This window comes from Streptomyces sp. NPDC002018 (assembly GCF_042890865.1).
Taxonomy (GTDB): domain Bacteria; phylum Actinomycetota; class Actinomycetes; order Streptomycetales; family Streptomycetaceae; genus Streptomyces.
The window spans coordinates 290,116-314,645 of record NZ_JBIASO010000002.1; the positions used below are offsets into that span (position 1 = coordinate 290,116).

Consider the following 24,530-nt stretch of genomic DNA (forward strand, 5'->3'; position numbering starts at 1 on the left):
CGGCCCCGGCCGACACGCCGTTCACGATCACATCACGGTCTCGTTCTTTTTGAGCCGAGTCGACGTGATCGTTGTCCCCTGAGACTTCTAACCAGGCAGAGGCAGCTCGAACCACACGGTCTTGCCCGTCTTGCCACGTCGGGTGCCCCAGCGCTGGGCGGAGCAGGCCACGAGCTGGATTCCACGCCCTCCCTCGTCGTCGGGGCCGGCGGGCCGCTCGGTCGGCGGATCCGGCAGCGGGTCCGAGACCTCCACCAGGAGCGCGGCACGCCGCGCGTCCACGGAACCCACACCGTCCCCGGCCCCGTCACCGCCCTCGCCCCGGCCGCCACGGCCGCCGCCCCGGGAGGCACCGGGGCCGGGGGCCAGGGCGCGGAGGGCGAGGCGTACCCCGATGGGCCCCGAGGTGTACCGCAGAGAGTTGGTCACCAGCTCGCTGACCAGCAGAATCGCCACATCGCCGACGGCAGGGGGGACCTTCCAGGCACGGAGCGCGTCACGTACGGCATGGCGGGCGGCGTGGACGGAACCGAGTTCGGCGGGGAAGGTCCATACGGCCTCCGCGCCGTCCTCTGTGTCGATCAAGCCGATCACTTCCCAAGACCGACGGCAGGGGCCGCGTCCCTTGTGAGGGGGTAATCAGCACATACCCGATATTCAGGACGGTTATCGCCACCCCCGAGGCACGGTGGGACAAACGGAGTAGCCCCCGCACCGGCGCCCCGCACCGCCGCCCACCATGGGCGGGACCGACCCGCGGGCCGGCGGGACGACCTCTCGGAGGACGGACCCCCGACGGAGGGGATCCGGGGGGGCCGGAAGGTCTCCGGGGGGCCGGAGGAAGCCCGGGGGGCCGGAGGACGGACTCCAGGAAAGTGACCTATGTCACGGCGTCCGGCGAGGCGGCGCGGAGCCGGCGGGCGGCCTCGGCGACGGCCGGGCGGTCCTGGTCGAGCCAGTCCACCGTATGGATCTCGTCCGGGCCGAGCCAGCGCAGCTCGTCGTGGTCCTCCAGCGGAAGGGGCTCACCGGAGAGCAGCAGGGCGGTCCACACCTGGAGCACATAGCCGGGCTTCAGCGGCCACTCGCCGGGGATCCGCTCCACCGGCCGCGCCTCCACGCCGAGTTCTTCCCGCAGCTCACGCACGAGCGCCTGCTCGGGCCCCTCCCCCGGCTCCATCTTGCCGCCGGGCAGCTCCCAGCGGCCGGCCAGCTCGGGAGGCGCACTACGACGGGCGGCCAGCAGTCGGCCCCGGTCACACACGGCGCCCGCCACCACGACACGATCACTCATGCGCCGGAGCGTAACGCGCTCGCACACGGCACCCGCGACGTCCGACCGGACAAGGGCCGGCCCCGGGGCACGCGAGCCCGGCAAGATCCGAACGAGAGGCCCTAGTGCGTGGCCTGGCCGACGCGCTCGACCCAGTAGAGCTGCTTGTGTCCGCGATCGTCGAGGCTGTCCGCCATCTTCTTCGCCTCGTCCTCGGTGGCATATCTGCCGACGCGATAGCGGTTGCCGTTGTCGTCCTCCCGTATCACCAGCCATGGGAGCGCGACCACGCCCTCGTTCATCGGGCTCCTCCCGCCACCGGCCTGCATGTCTCTGAAGATTCCCAGGAAACCGCACTCCGCATATGCCCGAGCCTACGCCTGACCTTCACTCAGCGGATACGTGTTTTCACGAAGAGATACGCATCCGGCCAAGAAAGCTCCGGAAAACGGGGCGCGCTCCGGCGTGCGCCGTCGCCCCGGTCCGGTGGAACAGGGTGTGGCGCAACGATACTTCAGTGCGCCCGGAGCCATGACGGCCGCAGCAGAACGGAATATGACACCCCGTCAGCACCGCCCACTCGTCGGCCGCACACCGGCCGTCCGCCGCCCTCACACCGCCACCATCACGGGCGGCGGAGGTCAGGAGCGGTCGGACGACGGGCGCTCGCGGCCGGACAACGGCGGCCGGGGACAGGTCACTTGACGGAGAGGTGATACGCGATGCGGTACCGGTCGCCGGGGACGACCACATCCGCCGTCTCCACGGCCCGCCCCGACGCGAAATACGTCCGCTCCAGCACCATCACCACATGGCCGGGCACACCGCCGAGCGCCATCAGCTCCTCCGCGAGCCCGGGGCGCGCGCCGATCTGCTCCAGCACGTTGTCCACGACGATGTCGATGGCCGCCATCCGCTCGACCACCCCGCACCCGCCGAGCGGCCCCTCCTCGGGCAGCATCACCGGCGTACGCCCCGTGAGCGCCAGGGGCTCCCAGGAGGTGGAGAGCATCATCGGCTCGCCCCCGTCCCGGAACACATAGCGCGTCCGCATCACCCGGTCGCCCGGCTGGATGCCGAGGCGGACCGCGATCTCGGCCCCCGCCTCCTCCTGCTCGCTCCTGGACTCCCAGGTGCCCCGCGCGCCCTCCTCCGCCTGCTCCTGGCGGAACGGGCTGGAGCCCGCCGGCGGCCGGTACCCGGAGCGGGAGATCCGGCGTGGCACGGGCCGCTCCCGCACATAGGTGCCCGACCCCGAGCGCCCCTCGACGAGCCCTTCCGCCATCAGCACCTTGCGCGCCTCCAGGGCGACCGTGTCCGAGACGCCGTACTCCTCGCGGATACGGGCCTGCGACGGCAATCGGGTGTGCGGCGGCAGCGCTCCATTGACGATCTTGTCTCGTAGATCGCTCGCAACGCGCAGATAGGCGGGCTGCTCACCGAAGGCCACGGGCACTCCCATCAGGTTGACAGACAGCAACAGCCTGGCAACCGTCGGTTGTTGGCCGCAAGCGTGGGCCAGAGTTTCACCCGATGTGATGAGTTGGGGTTTAGCCGGAATCGGCCACCCGGGCCGACCTGGGCAACTGCCATGCTGGGCACCATGGCGACGACATATCTCTGCCCGGTCGACGGCACCCGCGCGCCCGTCGATGTGTCCGCCTGGTGCTGCCCCGTCTGCCGGGGGCCGTGGGATCTCGACCTCGACACCGCGCCGGTGACGCTCAGTTCCCTTCCCGGACGGGTCGGCTCGCTCTGGCGCTACGAGGAGGCGCTGCCGCTCTCCGCCCCCGTCACCAGTCTCGGTGAGGGCCGTACCCCGCTCGTCGCGCTGACCCCGTCCGTCACCGCGAAGCTCGACTTCCTGATGCCCACGCTCTCCTTCAAGGACCGGGGCGCGGTGATGCTCGCCGAGCTGGCACGGCGGCTGGGCCCGGAGCGTGTCGTCGCGGACAGCAGCGGCAACGCGGGAACGGCCGTCGCGGCGTACTGCGCGCGGGCCGGGCTGCCCTGCACCGTCTATGTGCCGGAGGGGACCTCGCCGAAGAAGACCGAGCAGATCCGGGCCCACGGCGCGCACCTCGTCCGTGTCCCCGGCGACCGCGAGGCCACCGCGCTGGCCGCGCGCGCCGCGGCCGACGAACCGGGCACGTTCTACGCGAGCCATGTCCACAACCCGTACTTCCTGCACGGCACGAAGACCTATGTCTACGAGCTGTGGGAGGACCTCGGGGGCCGCCTTCCCGAGGCGATCGTCGTACCGGTCGGCAACGGCACCCTGCTGCTGGGCGCCGCGCTCGCCATCGCGGAGCTGTACGGGCACGGCCTGATCGCCGAACGCCCGCCGCTGATCGCCGTGCAGGCCGAGGCGGTCTCGCCCCTGGCGACCGCCTTCCACGCGGGCGCCGACAGCCTGCCCCACTCTCCCGGCACCAGCACCGCCACCGCCACCAGCGCCAGCGCCAAGACCGGGAACGGGAACGGGAACGCCACCAGGAACGCCATCGCTGGTCCCCGTCCCGCCGCCACCCTCGCCGAGGGCATCGCCATCCCCCGTCCGCCGCGCGCCCGTCAGATCCTGCGCGCCGTACGGGAGTCCGGCGGCACCTTCCTCACCGTGACCGAGGACCAGCTCCGCGCCGCCCAGCTCGATCTGGCCGCCCGGGGCCTCTTCGTGGAGTCGACGGGCGTCGCCTGCTGGGCGGCGGTGGGCCACTGGACCGACCGCTCCGTCGTCGTACCGCTCTGCGGCGCCGGCGCGAAAACAGGACTCGCGCCCGCGCCCGGACCGAGCGACGCTCAGCCCGGCCGGTAGAGGCGCGTGCGACGAGGCTGGTCGTCAGCGCCGTACCTGGATCAGCGCGTGGGTGCCGCCGGTACGCCACCGCCGGCCGTCGTGCTCGGCGTCGAGCGCGGCCTCCGTCAGCGCGTCGAGTCCGACGATCACATCGGACTTCAGTGTGCGCAGCGCCGCCACGGGGCCCGGGAAGTACGCCGTACGCCCGGCGAACGACGTGGTGGCGGGCCAGAGCCGATCGCCCACCAGACGCCGGTAGTTCAGGTCGCCCTTCATCAAGGTCACCGTGGCCTCCGCGAAGTCCTGGCGCAGATCGTCGGGCATCTCCGCGTACGGGAGGGGCGCGCAGGAGAAGGCGTGCGCCCGCACGACGAGCCGGCCGCTCCCCATGGCCGCCCACAGCCGTGCGCCGACCGCCCCGGCGACGCCGTCGGCCCGCCTCACATGGCGCAGGCAGTCGATCACATCGGCGGTCGTGGCGTCGGAGACGAAGTACGGATACGGCTTGACGTGCAGGACGACGTGTTCGGCGTACCGGTGCCGCAACAGATGGTCGATCAGCAGGAGATCGGGGACGAGCTCACGTCCGGCGTTGTCCGCGACCAGGCAGACCGTGTTCCCTCCTCCGGCGGGCAGCAGGGACCACAGCGCCGTGGAGTCGTCCGCGACGAGCGGGCCTCCCGCGCCGTCCGCCGCCGCGCCGCCGGAGAGCAGATGGAAACCGAGGTCGGCGCGGTTGCCCCACAGGGCCCCCTGGAGCAGTGCGTGGCCCTGCTCGTCGACGGGCCGCGCGGCGAGCCGGTCGAGCGCCGCCAGTTCGGCGGCGGCCTCTTCGGTGCCCAGCTCGGCCCGCTTGAAGGGCCGGAACGGATCGATCCCCTGCCAGGGCCCCGGCCCGAAGTACCCCACGGCGTCGAGCAGCCTGCGGTAGAAGTAGCTCTCCGCCCACAGGAACGGCGCGTCGAACCATGATCCGCCGACATGACCCCGGTCCCACGCCTCCCACCGCTCCCGGTCACGCGCGTCGGGCCCCAGCGGCTCGATCACGCCGCCGGTGATCTCTGCGAGCAGGGCATCGAGCGCCCGGTGCTGACCGGGCCCGTACGGAAAGGCGTCGCGCACCCGGCCGATGAGCGCCGGATGCCGCTCGCTCAGCACGCCCCAGGCGAAGGATCCGGGCCTGTTGCTCAGGATGACTGGCGCGTCAGCGGTGTCGGACATGGCTCGATGATCCCCCGGAAGACTGCCCGCCCGCCGCCGGCAGGCACGAGGAGGTGCCCCCCGGGGTGCTTTCTCCCCGCAAGATCCTCCGCGACATCGCGCTGCGCATCGTGGCCAAGCCGACCGAGCTGGAGAGCGACCCTCTCGGCTTCAACACGACCGCACTCGTGTCCCGGCCCGAACGTCGCCGCCTCCGAGTCGGCGACCACCGTGTCGTCTACACGATCAACAAAGGCGAACTGGTGGTATGGGTCGTCCACATCGGACATCGCTCCACCGTTCACGGCGCCTGATCACCACTGACCCCGTATCCGGATATTCAGAGCCCATCCGGCACCGGGACGACGAAGGAGCCGGGCTCACCAGCCCCCGGCCCCTCCGAAGAGCGCTTCCCTCGGCCCGTTCGTCAACAGGGAGGGCGACACGGGCGGTCCACGTTGATCGCCGGTGCTGTCGACGGTGGTCTTGATACACGGTGACCGAGCCAGTGCCTTCGACGGCGGAATCAGGGGCCGCGCGAGCTCCCACAGCCCATCCGGAACAATGCATGGAACTGGCCGGCTCGCAATTCACGCATACTCTCCGGCGAGAACTGGTTGGCTCTTGTTCACCCGAGCGGCGGGCCCGAGGCAAGCCATGACATCACCCTTGCAGCGGCAACCCCAGAGGATATCGCCTGGCCGGAGAATGCGCCGGGATTCACATGGCGCTCGTACTCCGGGGTTCAGAACTACACAACCGACGAGCCACTCCCCGGCAGGTAACCACGACATAAATCGGTCGGAAACCCCGACCAATTTCTCAGTCTTGCGTGGCGATATCACCACAGCTGCGAGCATTCCATTTCGCCGCCTCTCATGATCGAGTTCACAAGGTTGCCGATCTGGGTGCGAACAGGTGGCACACAGCGAACTTCGTCATTCCTCCACGACCCGGAGTTTCACGAAGTACCGTTCTCGCACATCCTCGACGAATTCGGCCGCCCCGTGGGAGGGACCCGTCGGTCCCACCAGACGTCGCTCCCAGGGCGGATCAATGGGCCTTTGCTCACCAGCTCGCGGAAATGATCGTCGATGCGACGGATCCGTTGCGCGAAGGGAACGTACGTCTCAGTGCGCTGAGCCGCCTCGGCGTCATCCAAGACCGCCTGGAGCAATCGACGGACAGACAGGTCGTTCAGGTATTCTGACAGGTCGAATGCATAGCCGCTCTCGCACGCCGTGACGAATTCTTCCCACATTCCGAGCGCCTGCGCCGGACGGGGGGGCGATCCCCATCCTGAGGCACGTGCGATCAGCTGAAACCGCTCGGTGAAGTTGCCGTCCGCGAGTGTCACTTGAACCGACTCCAGAAGTACTCGACCGGATCACCCTTGGGCCGGTAGAAGGTGGAGATCGTTCCCGAAGAGTTCATATAGCCGAAGTAACCAGCCTTCGGGTCGACCCCGAACATCCCGCCGCCGGAACTCGGCAGAGATATGGACCCCTCAGGTCCCGCACCGGACATGAACTGTTGAGCAGCTTCGCGGTAGCGCACCCGACCACCGGGGCCCTTGAACTCCGGCAATTACCGCCCCCTTCGACCGCTGTCACTTTTCCCTTGTTCCCGGCCTTCACGCCCAGGACGTGTTTAGCGTAATGCCTGTTCGCCGACCGACTCGAATTAAAGTCCGCCCTGCGGGCCGGAGAGCTGAGCCCTTTTCGCAACGATGCCCTTGCCGTCGGCGGTGAGGGTGGTGAGCAGCCCCTGGGCGGAGTAGTCCCACTCGACGGTCTCCGCCGCGAGTCCGCCGGCCGCGGGCTCGGTGGTCTGCCCCAGAGTGCCGTCGATCTTGTAGTGGGCGGTGGAGTCCACCACCTTCGAGGCGAGTGCCTTCGAGGTCACCAGGGGTTTGTGGCGGCTTTGCCCTTGCCCGAGGTGACGGTGCTGGTGGCGGTGGAGTCACCGGTGCAGGTGGTGGTCGGCCACTTCTGTACGCCGCCGACCAGGAAGGTCGTCGTGGTCAGGCGTCCGGCGGCGTCGTATCCGGTCTTGGTCAGGCTGGGTGTTGCCCCGACCTCGGCCTATGCGTACTCCCCGGAAGACGCGACGGTGTCGAAGATGTCGGCATAGGTCTCGCGCACCGCCAGGCAATTCCCATCCCGGCAACGGTTGTGTACACATGACACACTCGGTACACTTGAGTGCATGACACAGCCACTGCCCATAGAGTCCATCCGCGACGTACGTGCACACCTAGCCGAGGTCGTGGAGCGCGCCGATCGAGATGACGTGCCCACCGTGATCACCCGACGGGGCAAGCAGGTTGCCGCCGTCGTCTCAGTAGAGGTGCTGCGCAAGTACCAGGAATGGGAAGAGCGCGAGATCAACCGGATCATCGACGAACGCATGGCCAACCCGGCACCCGGCATCCCGATCGAGGACATCATGAGGGAGACGCTGGCGCGCGGTGAGTGAATACCGAACCGTCTTCCGGCCAGAGGCACAGGCCGAGCTCCGGAAGATCCCTCGCGACATGGCCCTACGCATCCTGACCAAACTGACCGAACTGGAGAGCGACCCCCTCGGCTTTAACACCACGGCGCTCGTGTCACAGCCAGAACGCCGTCGACTGCGGGTCGGCGACTACCGGGTCGTCTACACGCTCGACAAGGGAGAGCTCGTGGTATGGGTCGTCCACGTCGGGCATCGCTCCACTGTTTACGACACCTGATCCCGACTGATCCAGAGTCTGAACATCCAGAAAAGGTCCAGCAGAGGCAAACCTTTGGCCTTCTGCACCTACATGCGGGCGCTATTCCATCTCACTTCTCCGTTCCCACTGAGCGCTGTTCCAAAGCGCCCTGATGACAGGAACCATGTGCTCGGGATCCTGATAGGGCGCCATCTCCGACAGTGCTCTAACAAACTTGTGCAGCATGCCGAGAGAGAAGTTTTCAGGCCGCATGAAGTTCTTGCGCAGCGTCTCGCGCGTGTTCGGCGCGAGGCCCATGGCAGCGATTGCTTCGGCGAACGTTGGCATGCCGGCATCGACGTACAAAAAGTACAGGCAGCGCCCTAGATTCCTCCTGGCGCCCAGGGGAGCCGCATGGGGTGGCGCCCATGGTCGCCTGGAAGAGTTTATTGGCTGAGTGGCGTGAGCCGAAGCTGCCTGCTTTACAGCGTCTTCGTGATCTGCAAACGCACGAGTTACGTCGTCGTCCCAGGCAGCCGGTGTTCCATCAGTAGCGTCAGCCGTCCTAGCGCCTTCAGCGCCATCGCTGGACACACCCTTCCGCTCTCCGATTGCCGCTTCATCCCACAGCATGTGGAACCGAGCAACTTCAGGCTCGGGTTCCAGGCCGGCAATATCCTGAGCAAGGATCAGAACGACCAGCGCGAGGAAACCCCAGTCGGGGAGCACCGGCTTTGAGAACAGGTCGTGCACGCGCCCGTGACTACCGATCCCGTTCGTCCTGCGGGCCAGTTCACGCGTTGACGGAAATCCGGCCTTCCGATGCAGCCCATGTAGCTCTTCACTCAGCCGTTGCATGGGCCCACCCGGCAGCTCTGGCGCCCTCAGCTTTGCCACGGCCCCCCCTCCGAGGCGAACCTCGACCACTGCGCGTAACACGCGTCTAATCCCGTCCAGTGACGTCTGATGTTGTCCAACGCTGTCCAGAACTGTCAAAACTGCGCTCGTGGCGGGCCACGCTTGATGCGTCAACATCGAGCGAGAGGACGCGACATGGCTCTGCAACGGCTCCTAATCGAGGGCCTGCTCACTCAGCTACCTGCATCCCTGATCGCTGGCGGCTTGGCAGCCGCTGGCAGCTGGGCCGTCCGCCGCTGGCGGCGCCGGAAGGCAGGAGCTCACGCAACCGATCAGGTCGTCACAGCGGTTCCATCATCAGGGCCGAGCAGAGGTGACTGATCGTCAGGAGATCCAGCACCGAACCAGCACGGCATGGACGAAGGGGCCGGGCTCTCAAGAGCCCGGCCCCTTCTGATCTGCTTGTTTGCCACATCAGCGACGCGGTGTTGTTTCATCCGCTCACACGTTGAAGCGGAATGTTTGGTGCAGAGCTCCCACCTGCGGAAACGGGGTTTCCGGGGTGCCTATCCCAGCACCATCCCAGCACGGAGTTCTATCCCAGCACCATGCAGCTCAGTCGCCTCACCGGCAGCCCCTTGACCCGTCGCCTGGGTGCTAACGCCGGATTCGGTCGGCGCCTCAGTCGGGCCCGCCTCAATGAGGGGTGCTGGCCGCATCGCGTTCTGCAGGACCGTACGACAGCGGCCCCAAGCGCTCGGCAACAGATGCCCGTAGATGTCGATCGTGGTCTTGACCGATCGGTGGCCCAGCCAGCGTGACACCTCGTGGATCGGGACGCCGTGGGCCAAGGCGGTCGAGGCGAAGAAGTGCCGCAGGCTGCCAGGGGTGTATGCCGCCTCGCCGTCCGCGCCGACCAAGCCCGCCGACTGGCACGCTTTTCTGAAGTGGTAGCCGTAGGTGGACGCGGTGGGCATCCTGCTTTTGCCGTGGGAACGCGGGGAGAAGAAGGCTTCAAGCCTGCGCGGCTTGCCCCTCTGCCCGATGAAGATCACGGGCACCGGCTTCCATGTCGACAGGTGAGCGTCCATCTCCTGATCAACAAAGAGAGCGGTCGGGACATCGCGATATTCACCCTCCGTCCGATTTTTGAGCGGTACGAAGACCGTGCGGCAGTCCGCACGGTGGGCCATGGCGCTGACCTGCCAACGAATCCTGACGAATCCGGACCGCCGACATTCAGTGGAGAAGGCGAGGGCTTCGCTTGGACGCTGGCCAGTGCCCGCCTGCAAATAGACCGCGAGCCGGTATTGCGGCGATATATGCGCCGCAATAAGGTCGACCTCCGTCGGCGTCGGGATTTCGTCTTCATCCGCTGCTGCCGGCCTCGCTCGGGATATCCGGATCCCTCGTGCGGGGTTGTCCGGGATCTGTTTGTCGACTACGGCCGCCTGCAGTATGGCGGCCACCACGAGCATGCGATCGTTGACCGTGGAAGCCGCCAGGCCCGCACCCGATCCGTGCTGGCTCTTGGCGAACTGTTCGAAGTCGCGGCGCGCCAGACTGGCCAGAGTCCTATGTCCCAGGCGCGGCACGAGGTGGTTGCGAATGAAGCCCTCGTAGTTGCGGCGAGTCGTGTCACCGATGGCTCGCCGCTCGACCCAGTCCTGTGCCCAAACCTGCAGGCGCACGGCTCCCCGAGCGGGGTCCAAGAGGGTGCCCGACTTCTTGTCGTTCTCGACATAGACGACAAAGGCGTCCGCACCGTCCGGGCCCACCCTCCGAGAGAACGACTTCTCCCGTTGCCGGCCCCGCCTGCCGCCCGGCTCCCGACATCGCACCGTCCACCTGTGGCCGCACCTTGGACGTTCGCAGGGATAGCTCGGGTCCCGGACATCCCGCTTGCACTTCTGGAAAACGCTGGCCACCCACGCCTCCTCTGCTCGTACCGAGATCGAGGCAGCCGCTGTATCGCTCTCTGCGGCAACCCAGCCCGCGGCCATCCGCGTCAGCCATCCGTCCGGACCGGCGCGTGCTCCGCCTACTAGGGACCTCACCGCTGCGGCCTCCGTGCGCCGAGCGGCAGTCCTCCCTGACTCGCCCAGCACCCGAAACCGTGCTCCCTCTACTCAAGACGGGCAAGGAAAAACTGACCAAACCCCCCCTTGCGGTGAATGTGCAGTCCCGCTCGTGCACTCCCCGGGCCGAACGGGAAGTTCGGCGCGCCCTTCACACAGCCGTGGAGGGACCATCCGCCTCCTGCCCCATCCGAGGGGCGGCGGATGGCGTAGCGCCGCCGGCCGGAACGGGATCTTCGAAGCGAGCGTTGGCTTCTCGCAGGCAGATCCTCGATCCGGAGGCAGGCTGAGGGGCTGAAGGAACGCGGGGCCTGAGAGGGGCACCGAACACCTAGGTTGCCTGCACTCGGCCCTTGCTCGGCATACATGATTCGGGCATCACCGGCAGACAAACCTGCCGCCGCCTGGGTTACAGATAGATCCCAGGCCAGCAGGCTGCGCGGGTTCTGGCACCGCGATCCGCTCATTCGGAACATCACGGCCAGTGGAGGATCCGGGCAGCAGCCCGGAGCCCAGAGCCGTACGATGCAGGCGCAGGGGCCCGCTGATTTGGGTATACCTCTTCTTACAGGCAGTCCACATCGGAGGGTGACAGGCGTATGGCGGCGAACGCCGATCACCTGAAAGCTCTTGTGCGGGCGCACTCCGAAGCCAACGACGACCTCTTCTACAGCGTCGCTCTACAAGTTGCGGCGAAGTCCGCCCGCCAGGGGCAGGGAAAGTTCGCCGTAGAGCTGCGAGAGCTGGTCGAGGCCGCCCAACAGAGGCAGGGGAAGCCGGACACCCAGCGTGCCGCTACCCCGGTGGTGCAGCCCCGCGGTGAGCTGACCAGTCTCCTGACGGCAGGCTATCCGGACACCCAGCTCGACGACATGACCCTGGACACCGGACTGCGCGCCTCGCTGGATCGCGTGCTGCACGAACAGCGACAGCGTGCACGGCTTGAGCGTTTCGGCTTTACCCCGGTGCACCGCATTCTGCTGTCCGGGCCTCCCGGGACGGGCAAAAGCATGACGGCAGCGGCACTGGCAGGAGAGCTGAAACTGCCCCTGTTCACCATTCGCCTGGACGGGCTGATCAGTCGGTTCATGGGCGAGACCGCCGCCAAGCTGCGTCTGGTCTTCGACGCCGTGGCTCAGACCCGTGCGGTCTACCTGTTCGATGAGTTCGACGCTCTGGGAGCCGAACGGGCGGCAGGCAACGACGTCGGCGAAGCGCGCAGGATCCTCAACTCATTCCTGCTGTTTTTGGACGAGGCACCCTCTGAGAGTCTCGTGGTGGCCGGCACCAACCACCACCAGCTTCTGGACCAAGCTCTGTTCCGTCGCTTCGACATGATCGCCACCTACGGTCCTCCCACCGGGGAGGAAGCTGTACAGGTGCTGCAGCGACGTCTAGCCGGAATGGACACAAGCACACTACGGTGGGGCCTCGTGACAGAACGTGCATCGGGCCTGAGTCACGCCGAGCTGGTCAAAGCGGCGGAAGCAGCGGCCAAACGAGCCATCCTGGCTGACCGGGACGTGGTGGACGAGCAACTGCTGCTGGAAGCCCTGAGCGAGCGGCACGCCACCCACCATGCCTGAGCCCGACTCTTCCGCACAGCTCAGTCCGCACCTGATCGTGCCCTGGGAAGCCGCCACCCTCACGCCGCGCTCCGAGGCTGCCGGCGGGAGCGGCCCGGACCTGGTTCAGCACACGGACCGGCAGAGGCATGCCGACGCTTTGGTGGACGGGCTGGAGAAGGCCCGCAGTGAGGCAACCCAGCTCATGCAACAGGTTGCCGAAGACCGTCAGCCTGACGGTTTCGCGGTGCGCATCGAGGCGGCTCGCGACCATCCTCTGAGCCTGGAGCGCCTGGACGCATCTGGCCTGACACTCATGAGCAGCCGCCCACAGACCGAAAGCACTCAGCAGGACGCGCTGGTCTGGGTCCCCTTCGACAAAGTCGCCTCGTTCACCCAGCGGATCGCCGACTTCACTGACGACACCCCCGGCGGTAAGCCTAAACAGGCCGTGCTGGTGGCCAATATGGAACAGGTCCAGCGGGCTCTGCTGGAGCACCTCTGGCAGGAGCGGCAGGATCTGCCGCCGCTGGACGAGGAGCGGTGGTGGGAGTTGTGGTTCGATCCGCGGATCTCGCCGACGGCGGTTGCCACCTTGCGTTCCCTGGCCGAAGATCACCGCTGGCGGGTCAGCGAACGGGCGATCCACGTCGGAGAACGGTTGGTGGCGCACGTCGCGACGACCGGTAACGACCTGGCGTTCCTGTTGGCCACGAACGCCTGCCCTGCTGAGATCCGCAGTCCTACCTTCGCCGAGGGCCTCTACACCGTCGACCGCGAGTTCCGCGTGGACCTCGTCAAGGATCTCGCCGCGCGAATCGAGCCGGCCGCACCGGAAGCCCCGGCGGTATGCATCCTGGACACAGGGATAGCCCAGGAGCACGCCCTGCTGAAGCCCGCGTTGCACGAGCGCGCCTACAGCGTGCTCCCTGGCAGCACGCCGGCCGACCGGATCGGGCACGGCACGCAGATGGCTGGGCTCGCCCTCTTCGGGGACTTCGCCGCAGCCCTTGAATCACAAGGTCCCGTCGTTCTCGGTCACGGCCTTGAGTCCGTGAAGATCCTCAACGACGCTCACGCACCCGACGTGTCCCCGCGGACCTGTGCGGAGACGACTGCGAACGCGGTCGCGACCGCTGAGATCGGCAACGGAGGCCCCGCACCATCGGGACGGGTCTTCTCGATGGCCGTCACCCGGGAGTCCGGGGAAGGCGAGAATGGCGTAGACGGCACGGCGACCCTGTGGTCGGCCACGCTGGACGCCCTGGCAGCAGGCACGGACGTCACCGTCCGGGACGACCGGATCGAGCTGGTCGGAGCTCCCGATCCTGAAGCGTCACGGCTGATCATCGTCAGCGCTGGCAACATCCGCGGTGCTGTCCCCCACCAGATGCGCCGCGACGACGGCACGCTCGATCCGCTGCTCCTCTCCGACCTGTCGCGCATCGAGGAACCCGCCCAGGCGCACAACGTACTCACCGTCGGGGCGTGCACGCATATGGACGCCGTCCCCGATTCCGCCCTGTTCAGCGGATTCCGTCCGCTGGCCGTTCCCGGGGCCCTGTCCCCCTTCAGCCGGACCTCGGTGGCGCTGACCAACGGCTCCATCACCAAGCCCGACATCGTTCTGGAGGGCGGCAACATGCTCGTCGCCCCCGACGACAGCATCCTGGACCCACACGATCTGGTGAGCGTGGCGACCACCCACCACGACCCTGCGCGTCAGCTGACCTGGACGAACGCCACGAGCGCCGCCACGGCGCAGGCGGCTGCGCTCGCCGCCACGGCGATGAGCGCCTACCCCGGACTGCGACCGGAGACGGTCCGCGCCCTTCTCGTGCACGAAGCCCAGTGGACCCCAGCCATGGTCGAACAGGGCCTGTTCAAAAAGACCGGCACCCCCAGACTCGCCAAGGGCGACGTGATGCGACAGGTGATCCGCCGGTACGGGTGGGGCATGCCCACCGCTGGTCGTATCCGCAGCAGCGCCTCGAACGCTGTCACCATGATCGTCCAGAACACCCTGGTGCCCTACAAGGTCAAGGGCGGGCAGGTTCGCCTGGCCGAGCTCAAGCTGCACGAGCTGCCGTGGCCCCTGGAACAACTGCGCGACCTGGCCGAGACCACCGTCGACCTGCGGGTGACGCTCGCCTACATGATCGAGCCCAATCCCGGCCGACGCGGCATGCTCGGCCGCTACAGCTACGCCTCGCACGGCCTTCGCTTCGCCATCAAGGGCTCCACCGAATCCAGCGACTCCTTCCAGAGGCGACTGGCCGAACAGGCCGAACACGAGAGCGACGGCCTTGGCAACCCCAAGGCATTCGAGTCCAACAGCAGGTGGCTGGTCGGCCCCCGCACCCGCAATCTCGGCTCCCTGCACGCGGACATCTGGCGCGGATCGGCGGCCGAACTCGCCGACTGCGGCACGCTCGCCGTCTACCCCGTCGGGGGCTGGTGGAAGGCGAACAGGCGCAACGACCGCATCGGCCTACCCGTCAGCTACGCCCTCCTGGTCTCCCTGCGCACCCCAGAAGTCTCCACCGACCTGTACACGCCCATCGCCAACCAACTCGGCGTGTCGATCGGGGTGACTCCACACGCCCAGACCGAAATCGTGGACGGCATCCCCATTCAGATGGAATTCGGCTGGTAGCTTCCCAGGCGAGTTCGGTCGAGGCCGAGCTTGGTCCGACCGCGCCCACGTGGGGCTCCCCTGTCGGCAGCCAAGCGACGCCCAAGCCGTCCAAGCTCTTGGCCCGGGTGAGATCCGCAGCGCAGCAAGCCCACGAACGCTGCTGAGCCGCGTCTCTACCGTCGCGCGAGCCTCGCAAGGAATGTGTCTACGAACTTCTCAACTTCAGCTTTCGAGTGCACATCGCGAACGTCGAGGCGGCTGACCCACTCAACCCCAGCGTTGATCATCAGGCTGTCCCGGCTGCTATCACTTGACGCTCTGCCAGGCTTTCCGTGATGGGGGCCATCCACCTCGATGACCCCCGCACGCCCTCTGTAAGTGACCAAGAAGTCCGGCTCTCGTGTAGACCCGAGCAGCCGCATCCTGCCCAGGGGCATGATGCCGATCGTCTCGCTGTCCGACAGAGTGGCTTGCCGTTCCTTCAGCACTTGGTAGACCCTGTGCTCCCACTCGTTGGTGAAGTGCAGGTCATCCTCGATCGGATGCTGATCCTCGGGCTCAAGGCGGACCTTCCTTGCCTGGTTCGTCGGCATGGGCCCGTTAGCCGTGCGGAGTTGCTTCCGCCAATCCGCGCTAGGAACCGGGACAACCGGACTGACCTCGATCGAATCGATGCGAATGCTAGCCCGCCTGGGCACGACGGCGTGCATGCCATCCTCGATGCGGCTCACCACCGCTTCCGTGAACTGATCAACCAGGTTCGGTTCCACCGTGAAGTACACCATGTACTCGTCCGGCTCGTACTCGTTTGAGTTCCAGAGAGTCAGATCGACCGCAAGCACGTCAGTGGCGGCAATCGCAGCCTCGGTATCGCCCTGCTGATAGAGCAGAGTGGCAGCAACGGCCAACCACTGCTCCCCCACTTGGTCGATCGGATTCTTCTCCATGATGTCGGCCAGCGACAGCGCTTCACCCATACAGAGCATTCTGACAGCCAGCACCGACAACGCCGTTGTTCTCCGACCGCGTTGGAACGGTCGACCGGATCAGGCCGGAGGCGCCAGCTACACTCTGTCGCGACATAGACACGGGGGTGGGGGCCACAATGCTGGTCGAGCTGCTGGCAGGAGCTGCGTTCGGGGTTCTCGGTGGACTGATGACAGCCTGGCGCATCGCAGCCAAGGGGGCTGTACTGGCATGGCTGGAGGAGCTCCGCGACGTCGTCAAGGTACGCAAGACTGACCGTCGCAAGAAGCAGGCGATCCGCCACGCGAAGCTTGACCAGCAGGTAGCGGCAGACGCTACAGCCAAGGAGGCGGAACGCAAAAGGGTCCGCCGCGCACACGCCGAGCTCAAAAAGGCGCTGCCAGTCGCCAATGAGGCCCTGCGGACCCACACGAGCCAGAGCTTCCTCGACACATTGGCATACGCAAGCCGGACATTCCCTACCCTGACAAACCAATCCGAAGTCGACACCGAGCGTGCGAAACTCGTCCGCTACCTAGCAGCCATCGACCAGCTAAGCAACCAGGTCGAAACACTCTCCGGGTTGGGAGTTGATATCACGCGACGCTCCAGCGACTGGAGCGAAGTGAGTTATCTCGACCTTGAAGTACTAACTGCCAAGATCGACAAGGCCACCAAGGAGTACGCCCTCAAGCTGTGATTACCTGCCACCCAGGTTGCTCCCATCGATGAGGGCCGTCCCCAGGGCCCCATCCCCCTGTTCCTCCGCGCGGCGGCCGGTCAGCGCCGGGCGTCCGGCGCGTGTCGGCGGCCTCCGTCACGCTCGCCGGACTCGGCGGCGGCTCGAAGCCGCACAACGACGCCGCCGACTTCGGCCGCAACCCGCACGGCGCCGAGTTCGGCGAGTACGGCCGCTGCCAGGTCCGGTTCGGCAAGGCCAAGAAGGGCTCGCCGCCCAAACGCCGTGGGGTGCTGACCGTCTTCGACTGGACCCGCGAGAACTCCGAGCAAGCCCGCACCCGCCTGAGAGGCGTCCTCAACTGGGCCATGCAGGGCCGCCTCTGCCCACGTTCCCTGGCCGTCCCCACGATGAAAGATCTCCCGCCGGCCCGCACTGAGCGAGGACCAACGCCTCGCCGTCCTTGGGTGCCTGCTGACTGACACGGAGATACCGATGCGACTCCGCGTCGCCGGAGTCATCGCTCTTCTCTACGCGCAGCCTCTGAGCCGCGTCGTCCGGCTCACCGTGGACGACATCGTCACGACGGCGACGCCGTGCTGCTACGACTCGGCGAGCCGGCGTCGCCCGTCGCCGCCCTGCTGCTGGAGCCCCTCGCTACCCGCAGCAACATGAACCGCCGCCAACCCGGCGTCGCGCTGGCTCTTCCCCGGCAGTCGGACCGGCCAGCCGCTCGGCTCGAATCACCTGTCCGCACTCGTGAACAAGGCCGACATCCCGATCGCCGCCGCCCGCGGAGCCGCCGTCCGGCAGCAACTCCTCGAACTCCCCGCACCCGTCGTCGCGGACGCTCTCGGCTACCACGACAAGACCACCAGTCGCCTCCGCAACGAGATAGGAGGGACCTGGAGCCGCTACGCGCCCGGGGACCACACCAGGTCACCAGCGGGCTGGGTTCCGCGGGAACCGGCGACAGTTGAATACGAGAGCCCACCAGTACCGAGGCCGATAATGGAACGGTAGCCGGACGGGAAGTTGCGTCGGATAACCTCTCCATTTATCAACGCGGCAACAGGGGTGAAACGGGAGTCGGTTGACCGGGAGGGGAACCCACACTGATGAGCGGATCCGAGGGGACGGCCACGGCGGCCACAACCACATCCGGCGACACCGCCACCACGGCGCCGGGAGGGGCCGGCATCGAGCAGGACTCCCGCCCAGCGCGCCGGATGCGACGGCTACCCCCCTCCGCCCCGCCCCGGACGCCGGGTCCCCCGCAGCTCGACTTCCCCCCGGTGAAGAACGGGCTCGACTACCTCACCAGCGTCGTAGAGCACCTGGACGAGACCGAGTCCGAGGTGACGCCCAGCGACGTGAAGTACGCAGTCCTCCACCTCCAGGCCGCGGTCGAGGTGCTGTTCAAGGCGCGACTGCTCGCCGAGCACTGGACCCTCGTCTTCACTCACCCTGGCGAGGCCAACCGGAAGGCCCTGGAGGAGGCCACGCTCAACAGTGTGTCCACCGACAAGGCCATTGCGCGGTTGCGGAACATCGTTGGCGTTCCCATTACCGACAAGGAGCAGAAGGCGCTCACCAGGCTCACAGAGGACCGCAACAAGCTCCAGCACTTCGGCCTGACCCACAACGCTCGCGCCGTCGAGGCACGCGCTGGCGCCGTCCTCGACTTTTTGATCCACTTCATTGAGGACCAGCTCCTGCCTTATCTCGACGAACCAGAGATGGCGGAAACGGAGCGGGAGCTTGATGGTCTGCGCGAGGGGCTGAACAACATCAACTCCTATGTGCGTGAGCGGATGAACCGGATCGGTGGAGAACTGAAGGCGGAGGGGGTCGAAGCTCGCACCATCGAGTGCGTTTCCTGTCAGGAGACCGCCCTTGTGGTGCAGCCACGTACAACCTCGGGGCTTCCGGACGACTGGGGCGACCGTGCGACATGTCGTTTCTGTTCGACGTCCTGGCCCCCGCAAGGGCTCCACATCCACTTTCGGGGAAGACCAGTGTGGGAGGAGGCAGACATCTGCCCGATGTGCGGTGTGGCGGCGCTCGGCATCGACGTTCGGGTCCGCAGCGAGCCCGAACCTGTCTACTTCTGTTTTGCCTGCTCCCACATCGCCAAGGAAATCGCACCCTGCGACGGGTGTGGCAAGCCGATAGACGTCTCGGACGAAGGTTCCGCGCCGCTGTGCCGCCCGTGCGAAGACGCATGGGAGCCCAGCCCCGCAGCCGAATACGGGCCGCCTTACGAGGACCCGGCGGACTACGGCTTCGACGAGGACGCAGAACCGCCCGCCTACGAAAACAGCTGGTTCCCCAGGAAAGGAGACGGAGCATGAGCCGAGCTCGCCAGGCGTTCCTCCTCGGGCGGCACCTGCCGGAGGTCACCTGCGTCGAGGCGATCCTGGAGTGCGTCCGCGGCGCCGAGTGGAGCATGTGAACTGGCCCGACGGCCCGCTCTACGAGATGCGCGCACACCTGGACGAGGGCTCGCCGACCACCGCTTCACCGAGATGCGACCTGCGGTCCCGGCCCAGCGCAAGGCCCGTCGCGAGTACACGAATCGCGTCAGCACGCTCACGCTCTGATCATGATCGTTCTCAGTTTCGGCAGTGGGCCGGACCAAGAGAACCTTACGGAGCCAGTCCTACGAAGAGACCACGCACAGTTACTGGAAGGCTGGGCTCAACGGGGAACTGGCGACAGTCGAATACGCGAGCCCGCCAGTACGCTTGGTAGCTGTTCGCTCACTGCAGGAGTCGGTCCGTGCGAGAGCTATCGGCAGGTTGCCCGCTCCGGGTGTCGCCAGCGGCTGGAGTTTCCGTTGTAGCGTCAGACGCCGTTTCGGCAGCGGCAGCGGTGCGGCGTTTGCTCCACTTGTCGTAGGCGACGGTCCCCGCGATGGAGGCGCTGGTGATAGCGCCGCCGATGATGATGCCCCGCCCGGTGTAGAAGGCGCGCAGCGCGGTGGGACCGCCGCGCTTGGCTGCTTCCTTGGCCAGTTCCGCGTAGGCCCACGCCATGGTGCTCCTCAATTCGTGTCGCTCACTCAAAGATGGATCAATGATCGCAGGGCGACACGTCGTGGGTGGGGCGTTCACGGAAGTACGTCATCGGGTGCGGGAGCCTCCGCCGCCGATGGTGCGAGGCGCTGAGGGCACCCTGTCCGCTGCGCGACGGTCCTGGCAGTGGTCGGTGAAGGAGACCAACCGGCCCTGAAACCGGACGCCGTTCGCGATCACGGACCGTCACGAGCCGGATAGAGTGCCCGACGAACCCGCGACAGTTGGATCCGAGAGCCCACCAGCACAAGGACGAAAAAGAATGGGACGGCTGAGGCAGGGGGAAGGGAAATCTTCACCCTCGCATTCGAGGCCCCCGTCAAGACCGCAGGGACACCTGATGGGGCCGGGACGAACTCGTCCCGGCCCCATCAGTCACTTGTACTTTCGCATTGAATTCCCTCACGTCGGCGACGCGGGGGAATTCATAGACTGAAGCGGAATTCGACCACGTCGCCGTCCTGCATGACGTAGTCCTTGCCCTCCATGCGGGCCTTGCCGGCGGAGCGGGCGTCGGCGACCGAGCCGGTGGTCACCAGGTCGGCGAAGGAGATCACCTCGGCCTTGATGAAGCCCTTCTGGAAGTCGGTGTGGATCACGCCGGCCGCCTCGGGGGCCGTGGCGCCCTTCTTGATCGTCCAGGCGCGGGACTCCTTGGGGCCTGCCGTGAGGTAGGTCTGGAGGCCCAGGGTGCGGAAGCCCACGTGGGCCAGGGTGGCGAGGCCCGGTTCCTGCTGGCCCACGGACTGGAGGAGTTCGAGGGCCTCCTCGTCGTCCAGCTCGGCGAGGTCGGACTCCAGCTTGGCGTTGAGGAAGATCGCCTCCGCCGGGGCGACCAGAGCGCGCTGCTCGTCCTTGAAGGCGTCGTCCGTCAGCTCCTCCTCGTCGACGTTGAAGACATAGAGGAAGGGCTTGGTCGTGAGCAGATGCAGTTCGCGCAGCGGCTCCGCCTTCTCCGTGCCCTGGACGATGCCCGCGGAGAAGAGGGTCTCACCGGTCTCCAGGATGGCCTGGGCCTCCTCGATCGCCTTGACCTGGCCCAGCACCTCCTTCTTGATCCGGGACTCCCGCTGGAGGCGCGGAAGGACCTTCTCGACCGTCTGGAGGTCGGCGAGGATCAGCTCGGTGTTGATCGTCTCGATGTCGTCCTTGGGCGAGACCTTGCCGTCGACATGGACGACGTTCTCGTCCTTGAAGGCCCGGATGACCTGGCAGATGGCATCCGACTCACGGATGTTCGCCAGGAACTTGTTGCCCAGACCCTCGCCCTCGGAGGCGCCGCGCACGATACCGGCGATGTCGACGAAGTCGACCGTGGCGGGGAGGATCCGCTGGGAGCCGAAGATCTCCGCGAGCTTGTTCAGCCGCGGGTCCGGCACACCGACCACACCGACGTTGGGCTCGATGGTGGCGAACGGGTAGTTGGCCGCCAGCACGTCGTTCTTGGTCAGGGCGTTGAACAGGGTCGACTTGCCGACATTCGGCAGGCCGACGATTCCGATCGTGAGCGACACGTTGGCGACTTCCTGGAGTGAGGACGGGCTGACGGAGACCGACCGGAGGGGCCGAGGTCCCGTGGATGGCCTGCTGGTGGCCCCGGGGGGGGCCGATCCCCCAGTTTACGGGCGGGCCGCGAGGGCCGACGACGGGTTCGGGCCTCCGTGCGACCCGCCCCATGATCTCGAACTCAACTCCAAGGTCACCCAAAGGGCGTGTCCATCGCCTGATTCCTCCCCTTGCGCCACCTACGTTGGAGCGGTGGAGCAGCACAGGACACGTCAGCCCGGGAGCCGGCAGCGGCCGCAGAACCCGCCCTCCTCGCGGGATGCCGTAGCGGGATCCGCCGACGTGTACCGGCTGTCCGGGACGGGCCGCAGGCGCGTGCCGTCCACCGCGCTCCCCCCGCGCACCCCACGCGACGCACGGGACTCCCGGAACGCACGGAAACCCGGCCGGCCGGGAAGGCCGGGAAGACCGGGGATCCCGGGAAGGGCGGGCAGGCTCCGGAGGGCGCGCGGACTGCCCAACCCACGGTTCACCGGACTCGGCGCCGGACTCTTCGCCGCCGCGACCATGCTGTGCGTCGGCTTTCTGGACCGGCTGCTGCTCGACGGCGCGCCCGTGGTGTACGGAGTGCTGTTCGTGTCGGCCAGCGCGTTGACCGCGCTCTGGGTCCGGACCGCCGACCTGGTGACGGCCCCGATCAGCGTGCCGATCGCCTTCGCGGTGGGCACGCTCCCGATCGCCGGCGGCTCCGGCGGTCTCGGCGGCCAGATCATGGCGCTGGTCACGGCGCTGGCCGTCCAGGCGGGGTGGCTCTACGGCGGCACACTGGTCGCCGGGCTGATCGCGTCCGTGCGGAAGGTGCGCCAGATGGGGCGCAGACAGCGCGCCCGGGACGCCGCCGCGCTCCGGGCCGGGGCCAGGGTCAGAGCGCCACGGACCCCGCCCGACGGAGCCACGGCGTACCGCGCCGTAGGACGCGGTTAGGCCCTGTCAGTCGGCCCGGACGAGCCCCGCCGGTCCCGTCCAGCCCTGTCCGGCCCTGGCCACGTCCGGCCCCGGCCGGTCCGGTCCGGGTCCGGTCCCAGTCCAGTCCAGCCCGGTTCCGGGTCCGGGCAGCCGCGAAGCCGGCACGGCACCTCGACGCCCTCGCGCCATCCGGGCCGCGCCGCCGCCCTCGACCACGACCCGCCTCCCGGCCCCCGCTTCCGCCCCGGCCCCCGCCCGACTCCCCGTACCTCCTACCGGCCCGCCGCCGCCATCGCCGCGCCCACGATCCCCGCGTTGTTCTGGAGCTCCGCCGGAATGATCTCGGCCCGGATCCCCTCGATCAGCGGCAGGAACTTCTCCGACTTACGGCTCACCCCGCCGCCGATGATGAACAGCTCCGGCGAGAACAGCATCTCCACATGGGCCAGATACTTCTGCACCCGGTGCGCCCAGTGCTGCCAGGTCAGATCCGCGTCCTCCTTGGCCTTCGTGGACGCGCGCTTCTCCGCCTCATGGCCGTGCAACTCCAGATGGCCCAGTTCGGTGTTGGGCACCAGCTTGCCGTCGATGAACAGCGCGCTGCCGATCCCCGTGCCGAAGGTCAGCAGGAAGACCACCCCCTTGCGGCCACGGCCGGCGCCGAAGGACATCTCCGCGACACCTGCCGCGTCCGCGTCGTTCAGCACGGTGGTCCGCAGATTCAGCTTGTCGCCGAACAGCCGGCCCGCGTCCGTATTGATCCACGCTTTGTCGACATTGGCGGCGGTACGGACCACAGAACCCGTGACCACTCCGGGAAAGGTGATACCGACCGGACCTGACCAGCCGAAATGCCGTACGACCTCCGCCACCCCTTCGGCGACGCCGTCCGGCGTGGCCGGGTGCGGGGTGAGCACTTTGTACCGCGGCTCTGCCAGATCGCCGCGCTCCAGGTCCACGGGCGCGCCCTTGATGCCCGAGCCGCCGATATCCACTCCGAAGACGTTCATGGACACAACGTTACGGCCAGACGCTGACAGCGACTTCCGGGAGAACAGCTTGCGGGGGCGTCCTTACGAATCTCCCCCGCGGCCCTCACTTCTCCGCGAGGGCGGCGGCCTCCGCCCGCAGGTCACGCCGCAGCTCCTTGGGGAGGGAGAACGTGATCGACTCCTCCGCCGCCTTGACGATCCCGACATCCTCGAAGCCCCGCTGCGAGAGCCACTCCAGGACACCCTCGACCAGGACCTCCGGAACGGACGCGCCCGAGGTCAGACCGACCGTGGACACACCCTCCAGCCATGCCTCGTCGATCTCGTCGGCGCCGTCCACCAGGTGGGAGGCGCCCGCGCCCGCGCCGAGGGCGACCTCGACCAGCCGTACCGAGTTGGAGGAGTTCTTGGAGCCGACGACGATCACCAGGTCCGCCTCGGCGCCCATCTGCTTGACGGCGATCTGGCGGTTCTGCGTGGCGTAGCAGATGTCGTCGCTGGGCGGCGAGATGAGCTGCGGGAACTTCTGCTTCAGCGCGTCGACCGTCTCCATCGTCTCGTCCACGGAGAGCGTGGTCTGGGAGAGCCAGACGACCTTCGACTCGTCGCGCACCTGGACCTGTGCGACATCGGCGGGGCCGTCGACCAGCGTGATGTGGTCCGGCGCCTCGCCCGACGTACCGATGACCTCTTCATGGCCGTCGTGGCCGATCAGCAGGATGTCGTAGTCCTCGTTGGCGAACCGGACGGCTTCCTTGTGGACCTTGGTCACCAGGGGGCAGGTCGCGTCGATGGTGGCGAGCCGGCGCTGGGCCGCCTCCTCGTGGACGACCGGCGCGACGCCGTGCGCCGAGAACATGACGATCGACCCCTCGGGGACCTCCGCCGTCTCGTCGACGAAGATCGCACCCTTCTTCTCCAGGGTCTTGACGACGTACTTGTTGTGGACGATCTCGTGACGGACGTAGATCGGCGCCCCGTACTGCTCCAGAGCCTTCTCCACGGCGATCACGGCGCGGTCGACACCCGCGCAGTAGCCACGGGGAGCGGCGAGCAGGACGCGTTTGCCGGCGCGGCGCGCGGCGTCTCCACTAGGGGTGGCGGCGGGCGACGGGCGGGACGTTGCAGTCATGCGTCCCATCGTAAGGCCGCCCAGAAGAGGCGGGAGTTCGCCCGTCCGCCCGGCACGGGCGGTACGGGCACGGCCCTGCCCCCCGGCGCAGAGGGGGCGCCGGGGGCG

At 67.5% G+C, this 24,530-nt stretch carries 26 protein-coding genes; 11 read left to right on the forward strand and 15 right to left on the reverse strand.

Annotated features, from left to right (window positions below; translation table 11 throughout):
* Positions 1-87: 87 nt before the first annotated feature.
* The 4 genes from ACFYYH_RS04755 to ACFYYH_RS04770 all read right to left on the reverse strand — a co-directional run bounded on the left by ACFYYH_RS04755 (position 88) and on the right by ACFYYH_RS04770 (position 2,723).
* Positions 88-594, reverse strand: coding sequence for an ATP-binding protein (locus tag ACFYYH_RS04755; protein ID WP_388545880.1), 507 nt, complete (start codon positions 592-594; stop codon positions 88-90).
* A gap of 286 nt (positions 595-880) precedes the next feature.
* Positions 881-1,294 carry a (deoxy)nucleoside triphosphate pyrophosphohydrolase gene (locus ACFYYH_RS04760; RefSeq protein WP_388545882.1) on the reverse strand — a complete coding sequence of 138 codons (414 nt, stop codon included), beginning with the start codon at positions 1,292-1,294 and terminating at the stop codon, positions 881-883.
* 101 nt (positions 1,295-1,395) lie between these two features.
* Complete coding sequence (locus ACFYYH_RS04765) at positions 1,396-1,575, reverse strand: SPOR domain-containing protein (RefSeq protein ID WP_388545884.1); 180 nt, start codon at positions 1,573-1,575, stop codon at positions 1,396-1,398.
* Positions 1,576-1,970: 395 nt separating this feature from the next.
* A complete protein-coding gene (locus ACFYYH_RS04770) occupies positions 1,971-2,723 on the reverse strand; it encodes a GntR family transcriptional regulator (RefSeq protein ID WP_388546341.1) in 753 nt (250 codons plus the stop codon).
* 153 nt (positions 2,724-2,876) lie between these two features.
* On the opposite strand from ACFYYH_RS04770, the gene ACFYYH_RS04775 reads away from it, so the two are divergent.
* Positions 2,877-4,088 carry a threonine synthase gene (locus ACFYYH_RS04775; RefSeq protein WP_388545886.1) on the forward strand — a complete coding sequence of 404 codons (1,212 nt, stop codon included), beginning with the start codon at positions 2,877-2,879 and terminating at the stop codon, positions 4,086-4,088.
* Positions 4,089-4,112: 24 nt separating this feature from the next.
* On the opposite strand, the gene ACFYYH_RS04780 is transcribed toward ACFYYH_RS04775, so the two are convergent.
* Positions 4,113-5,291 carry a damage-control phosphatase ARMT1 family protein gene (locus ACFYYH_RS04780; RefSeq protein ID WP_388545888.1) on the reverse strand — a complete coding sequence of 393 codons (1,179 nt, stop codon included), beginning with the start codon at positions 5,289-5,291 and terminating at the stop codon, positions 4,113-4,115.
* A gap of 65 nt (positions 5,292-5,356) precedes the next feature.
* Between ACFYYH_RS04780 and ACFYYH_RS04785 the strand changes: the two genes are divergently transcribed.
* Positions 5,357-5,584, forward strand: coding sequence for a type II toxin-antitoxin system RelE/ParE family toxin (locus ACFYYH_RS04785; RefSeq protein ID WP_388545891.1), 228 nt, complete (start codon positions 5,357-5,359; stop codon positions 5,582-5,584).
* Between the two features lie 647 nt (positions 5,585-6,231).
* Here the strand turns inward: ACFYYH_RS04785 and ACFYYH_RS04790 are convergent.
* The 3 genes from ACFYYH_RS04790 to ACFYYH_RS04800 form a co-directional block, all read right to left on the reverse strand.
* Positions 6,232-6,627 (reverse strand): hypothetical protein, encoded by a 396-nt coding sequence (locus ACFYYH_RS04790; RefSeq protein WP_388545894.1) that lies wholly within the window; start codon positions 6,625-6,627, stop codon positions 6,232-6,234.
* A complete protein-coding gene (locus ACFYYH_RS04795) occupies positions 6,624-6,857 on the reverse strand; it encodes a hypothetical protein (RefSeq protein ID WP_388545896.1) in 234 nt (77 codons plus the stop codon). The genes ACFYYH_RS04790 and ACFYYH_RS04795 overlap by 4 nt, the downstream gene beginning before the upstream one ends.
* A gap of 96 nt (positions 6,858-6,953) precedes the next feature.
* Positions 6,954-7,175 (reverse strand): hypothetical protein, encoded by a 222-nt coding sequence (locus tag ACFYYH_RS04800; RefSeq protein ID WP_388545898.1) that lies wholly within the window; start codon positions 7,173-7,175, stop codon positions 6,954-6,956.
* 33 nt (positions 7,176-7,208) lie between these two features.
* On the opposite strand from ACFYYH_RS04800, the gene ACFYYH_RS04805 reads away from it, so the two are divergent.
* From ACFYYH_RS04805 to ACFYYH_RS04815, 3 genes are all read left to right on the forward strand, one after another.
* Complete coding sequence (locus ACFYYH_RS04805) at positions 7,209-7,403, forward strand: hypothetical protein (protein WP_388545900.1); 195 nt, start codon at positions 7,209-7,211, stop codon at positions 7,401-7,403.
* Positions 7,404-7,478: 75 nt separating this feature from the next.
* The gene (locus ACFYYH_RS04810; protein ID WP_382853427.1) at positions 7,479-7,748 is read left to right on the forward strand and encodes a type II toxin-antitoxin system Phd/YefM family antitoxin; all 270 of its coding nucleotides are present in this window, start codon (positions 7,479-7,481) and stop codon (positions 7,746-7,748) included.
* The gene (locus tag ACFYYH_RS04815; protein ID WP_352084052.1) at positions 7,741-8,004 is read left to right on the forward strand and encodes a type II toxin-antitoxin system RelE/ParE family toxin; all 264 of its coding nucleotides are present in this window, start codon (positions 7,741-7,743) and stop codon (positions 8,002-8,004) included. Before ACFYYH_RS04810 ends, ACFYYH_RS04815 begins: the two co-directional genes overlap by 8 nt.
* A gap of 81 nt (positions 8,005-8,085) precedes the next feature.
* Here the strand turns inward: ACFYYH_RS04815 and ACFYYH_RS04820 are convergent, their stop codons facing one another.
* Both ACFYYH_RS04820 and ACFYYH_RS04825 read right to left on the reverse strand, forming a co-directional pair.
* Positions 8,086-8,718 (reverse strand): hypothetical protein, encoded by a 633-nt coding sequence (locus tag ACFYYH_RS04820; protein WP_388545904.1) that lies wholly within the window; start codon positions 8,716-8,718, stop codon positions 8,086-8,088.
* A 671-nt stretch (positions 8,719-9,389) separates the two neighbouring features.
* Entirely contained in the window at positions 9,390-10,601 is a 1,212-nt protein-coding gene (locus ACFYYH_RS04825; RefSeq protein ID WP_388545906.1) for a tyrosine-type recombinase/integrase, read from the reverse strand.
* An 899-nt stretch (positions 10,602-11,500) separates the two neighbouring features.
* On the opposite strand from ACFYYH_RS04825, the gene ACFYYH_RS04830 reads away from it, so the two are divergent.
* Both ACFYYH_RS04830 and ACFYYH_RS04835 read left to right on the forward strand, forming a co-directional pair.
* Positions 11,501-12,487: an AAA family ATPase gene (locus ACFYYH_RS04830; protein WP_388545909.1), complete on the forward strand. Its 987-nt coding sequence runs from the start codon at positions 11,501-11,503 to the stop codon at positions 12,485-12,487.
* The gene (locus tag ACFYYH_RS04835) at positions 12,480-15,122 is read left to right on the forward strand and encodes a S8 family peptidase (protein ID WP_388545912.1); all 2,643 of its coding nucleotides are present in this window, start codon (positions 12,480-12,482) and stop codon (positions 15,120-15,122) included. Before ACFYYH_RS04830 ends, ACFYYH_RS04835 begins: the two co-directional genes overlap by 8 nt.
* 155 nt (positions 15,123-15,277) lie before the next feature.
* Here the strand turns inward: ACFYYH_RS04835 and ACFYYH_RS04840 are convergent, their stop codons facing one another.
* Positions 15,278-16,081 (reverse strand): hypothetical protein, encoded by an 804-nt coding sequence (locus ACFYYH_RS04840; RefSeq protein WP_388545914.1) that lies wholly within the window; start codon positions 16,079-16,081, stop codon positions 15,278-15,280.
* Positions 16,082-16,209: 128 nt separating this feature from the next.
* Here ACFYYH_RS04840 and ACFYYH_RS04845 point away from each other — a divergent pair, with 128 nt between their 5' ends.
* The 3 genes from ACFYYH_RS04845 (at position 16,210) to ACFYYH_RS04855 (ending at position 19,103) form a co-directional block, all read left to right on the forward strand.
* Positions 16,210-16,770 carry a hypothetical protein gene (locus ACFYYH_RS04845; RefSeq protein WP_385830682.1) on the forward strand — a complete coding sequence of 187 codons (561 nt, stop codon included), beginning with the start codon at positions 16,210-16,212 and terminating at the stop codon, positions 16,768-16,770.
* A 101-nt stretch (positions 16,771-16,871) separates the two neighbouring features.
* Entirely contained in the window at positions 16,872-17,231 is a 360-nt protein-coding gene (locus tag ACFYYH_RS04850; RefSeq protein ID WP_388545916.1) for a hypothetical protein, read from the forward strand.
* 813 nt (positions 17,232-18,044) lie between these two features.
* A complete protein-coding gene (locus ACFYYH_RS04855; protein ID WP_385830684.1) occupies positions 18,045-19,103 on the forward strand; it encodes a serine/arginine repetitive matrix protein 1 in 1,059 nt (352 codons plus the stop codon).
* 408 nt (positions 19,104-19,511) lie between these two features.
* Here ACFYYH_RS04855 and ACFYYH_RS04860 read toward each other — a convergent pair whose 3' ends face one another.
* Both ACFYYH_RS04860 and ychF read right to left on the reverse strand, forming a co-directional pair.
* Positions 19,512-19,787, reverse strand: a complete 276-nt coding sequence (locus ACFYYH_RS04860) for a hypothetical protein (RefSeq protein WP_200695347.1) — start codon at positions 19,785-19,787, stop codon at positions 19,512-19,514.
* A gap of 464 nt (positions 19,788-20,251) precedes the next feature.
* Entirely contained in the window at positions 20,252-21,340 is a 1,089-nt protein-coding gene (ychF, locus tag ACFYYH_RS04865) for a redox-regulated ATPase YchF (protein ID WP_388545919.1), read from the reverse strand.
* Between the two features lie 466 nt (positions 21,341-21,806).
* Here ychF and ACFYYH_RS04870 point away from each other — a divergent pair, with 466 nt between their 5' ends.
* Positions 21,807-22,316: a DUF6542 domain-containing protein gene (locus ACFYYH_RS04870; RefSeq protein ID WP_388546343.1), complete on the forward strand. Its 510-nt coding sequence runs from the start codon at positions 21,807-21,809 to the stop codon at positions 22,314-22,316.
* Positions 22,317-22,570: 254 nt separating this feature from the next.
* Here the strand turns inward: ACFYYH_RS04870 and ppgK are convergent, their stop codons facing one another.
* On the reverse strand, positions 22,571-23,308 hold the full coding sequence (ppgK, locus tag ACFYYH_RS04875; RefSeq protein ID WP_388545922.1) for a polyphosphate--glucose phosphotransferase: 738 nt from the start codon (positions 23,306-23,308) through the stop codon (positions 22,571-22,573).
* Positions 23,309-23,393: 85 nt separating this feature from the next.
* The gene (locus tag ACFYYH_RS04880; RefSeq protein ID WP_388545925.1) at positions 23,394-24,422 is read right to left on the reverse strand and encodes a 4-hydroxy-3-methylbut-2-enyl diphosphate reductase; all 1,029 of its coding nucleotides are present in this window, start codon (positions 24,420-24,422) and stop codon (positions 23,394-23,396) included.
* Between the last annotated feature and the right edge of the window lie 108 nt (positions 24,423-24,530).

Bases quoted from the DNA above. Each gene is read 5' to 3' on its own strand.
- ACFYYH_RS04830 (WP_388545909.1), top strand. From the start codon at position 11,501: ATGGCGGCGAACGCCGATCACCTGAAAGCTCTTGTGCGGGCGCACTCC.
- ACFYYH_RS04765 (WP_388545884.1), bottom strand. From the start codon at position 1,575: ATGAACGAGGGCGTGGTCGCGCTCCCATGGCTGGTGATACGGGAGGAC.
- ACFYYH_RS04840 (WP_388545914.1), bottom strand. From the start codon at position 16,081: ATGGGTGAAGCGCTGTCGCTGGCCGACATCATGGAGAAGAATCCGATC.
- ACFYYH_RS04880 (WP_388545925.1), bottom strand. From the start codon at position 24,422: ATGACTGCAACGTCCCGCCCGTCGCCCGCCGCCACCCCTAGTGGAGAC.
- ACFYYH_RS04860 (WP_200695347.1), bottom strand. From the start codon at position 19,787: ATGGCGTGGGCCTACGCGGAACTGGCCAAGGAAGCAGCCAAGCGCGGC.
- ppgK (WP_388545922.1), bottom strand. From the start codon at position 23,308: ATGAACGTCTTCGGAGTGGATATCGGCGGCTCGGGCATCAAGGGCGCG.
- ACFYYH_RS04760 (WP_388545882.1), bottom strand. From the start codon at position 1,294: ATGAGTGATCGTGTCGTGGTGGCGGGCGCCGTGTGTGACCGGGGCCGA.
- ACFYYH_RS04775 (WP_388545886.1), top strand. From the start codon at position 2,877: ATGGCGACGACATATCTCTGCCCGGTCGACGGCACCCGCGCGCCCGTC.
- ACFYYH_RS04845 (WP_385830682.1), top strand. From the start codon at position 16,210: ATGCTGGTCGAGCTGCTGGCAGGAGCTGCGTTCGGGGTTCTCGGTGGA.
- ACFYYH_RS04835 (WP_388545912.1), top strand. From the start codon at position 12,480: ATGCCTGAGCCCGACTCTTCCGCACAGCTCAGTCCGCACCTGATCGTG.
- ACFYYH_RS04810 (WP_382853427.1), top strand. From the start codon at position 7,479: ATGACACAGCCACTGCCCATAGAGTCCATCCGCGACGTACGTGCACAC.
- ACFYYH_RS04780 (WP_388545888.1), bottom strand. From the start codon at position 5,291: ATGTCCGACACCGCTGACGCGCCAGTCATCCTGAGCAACAGGCCCGGA.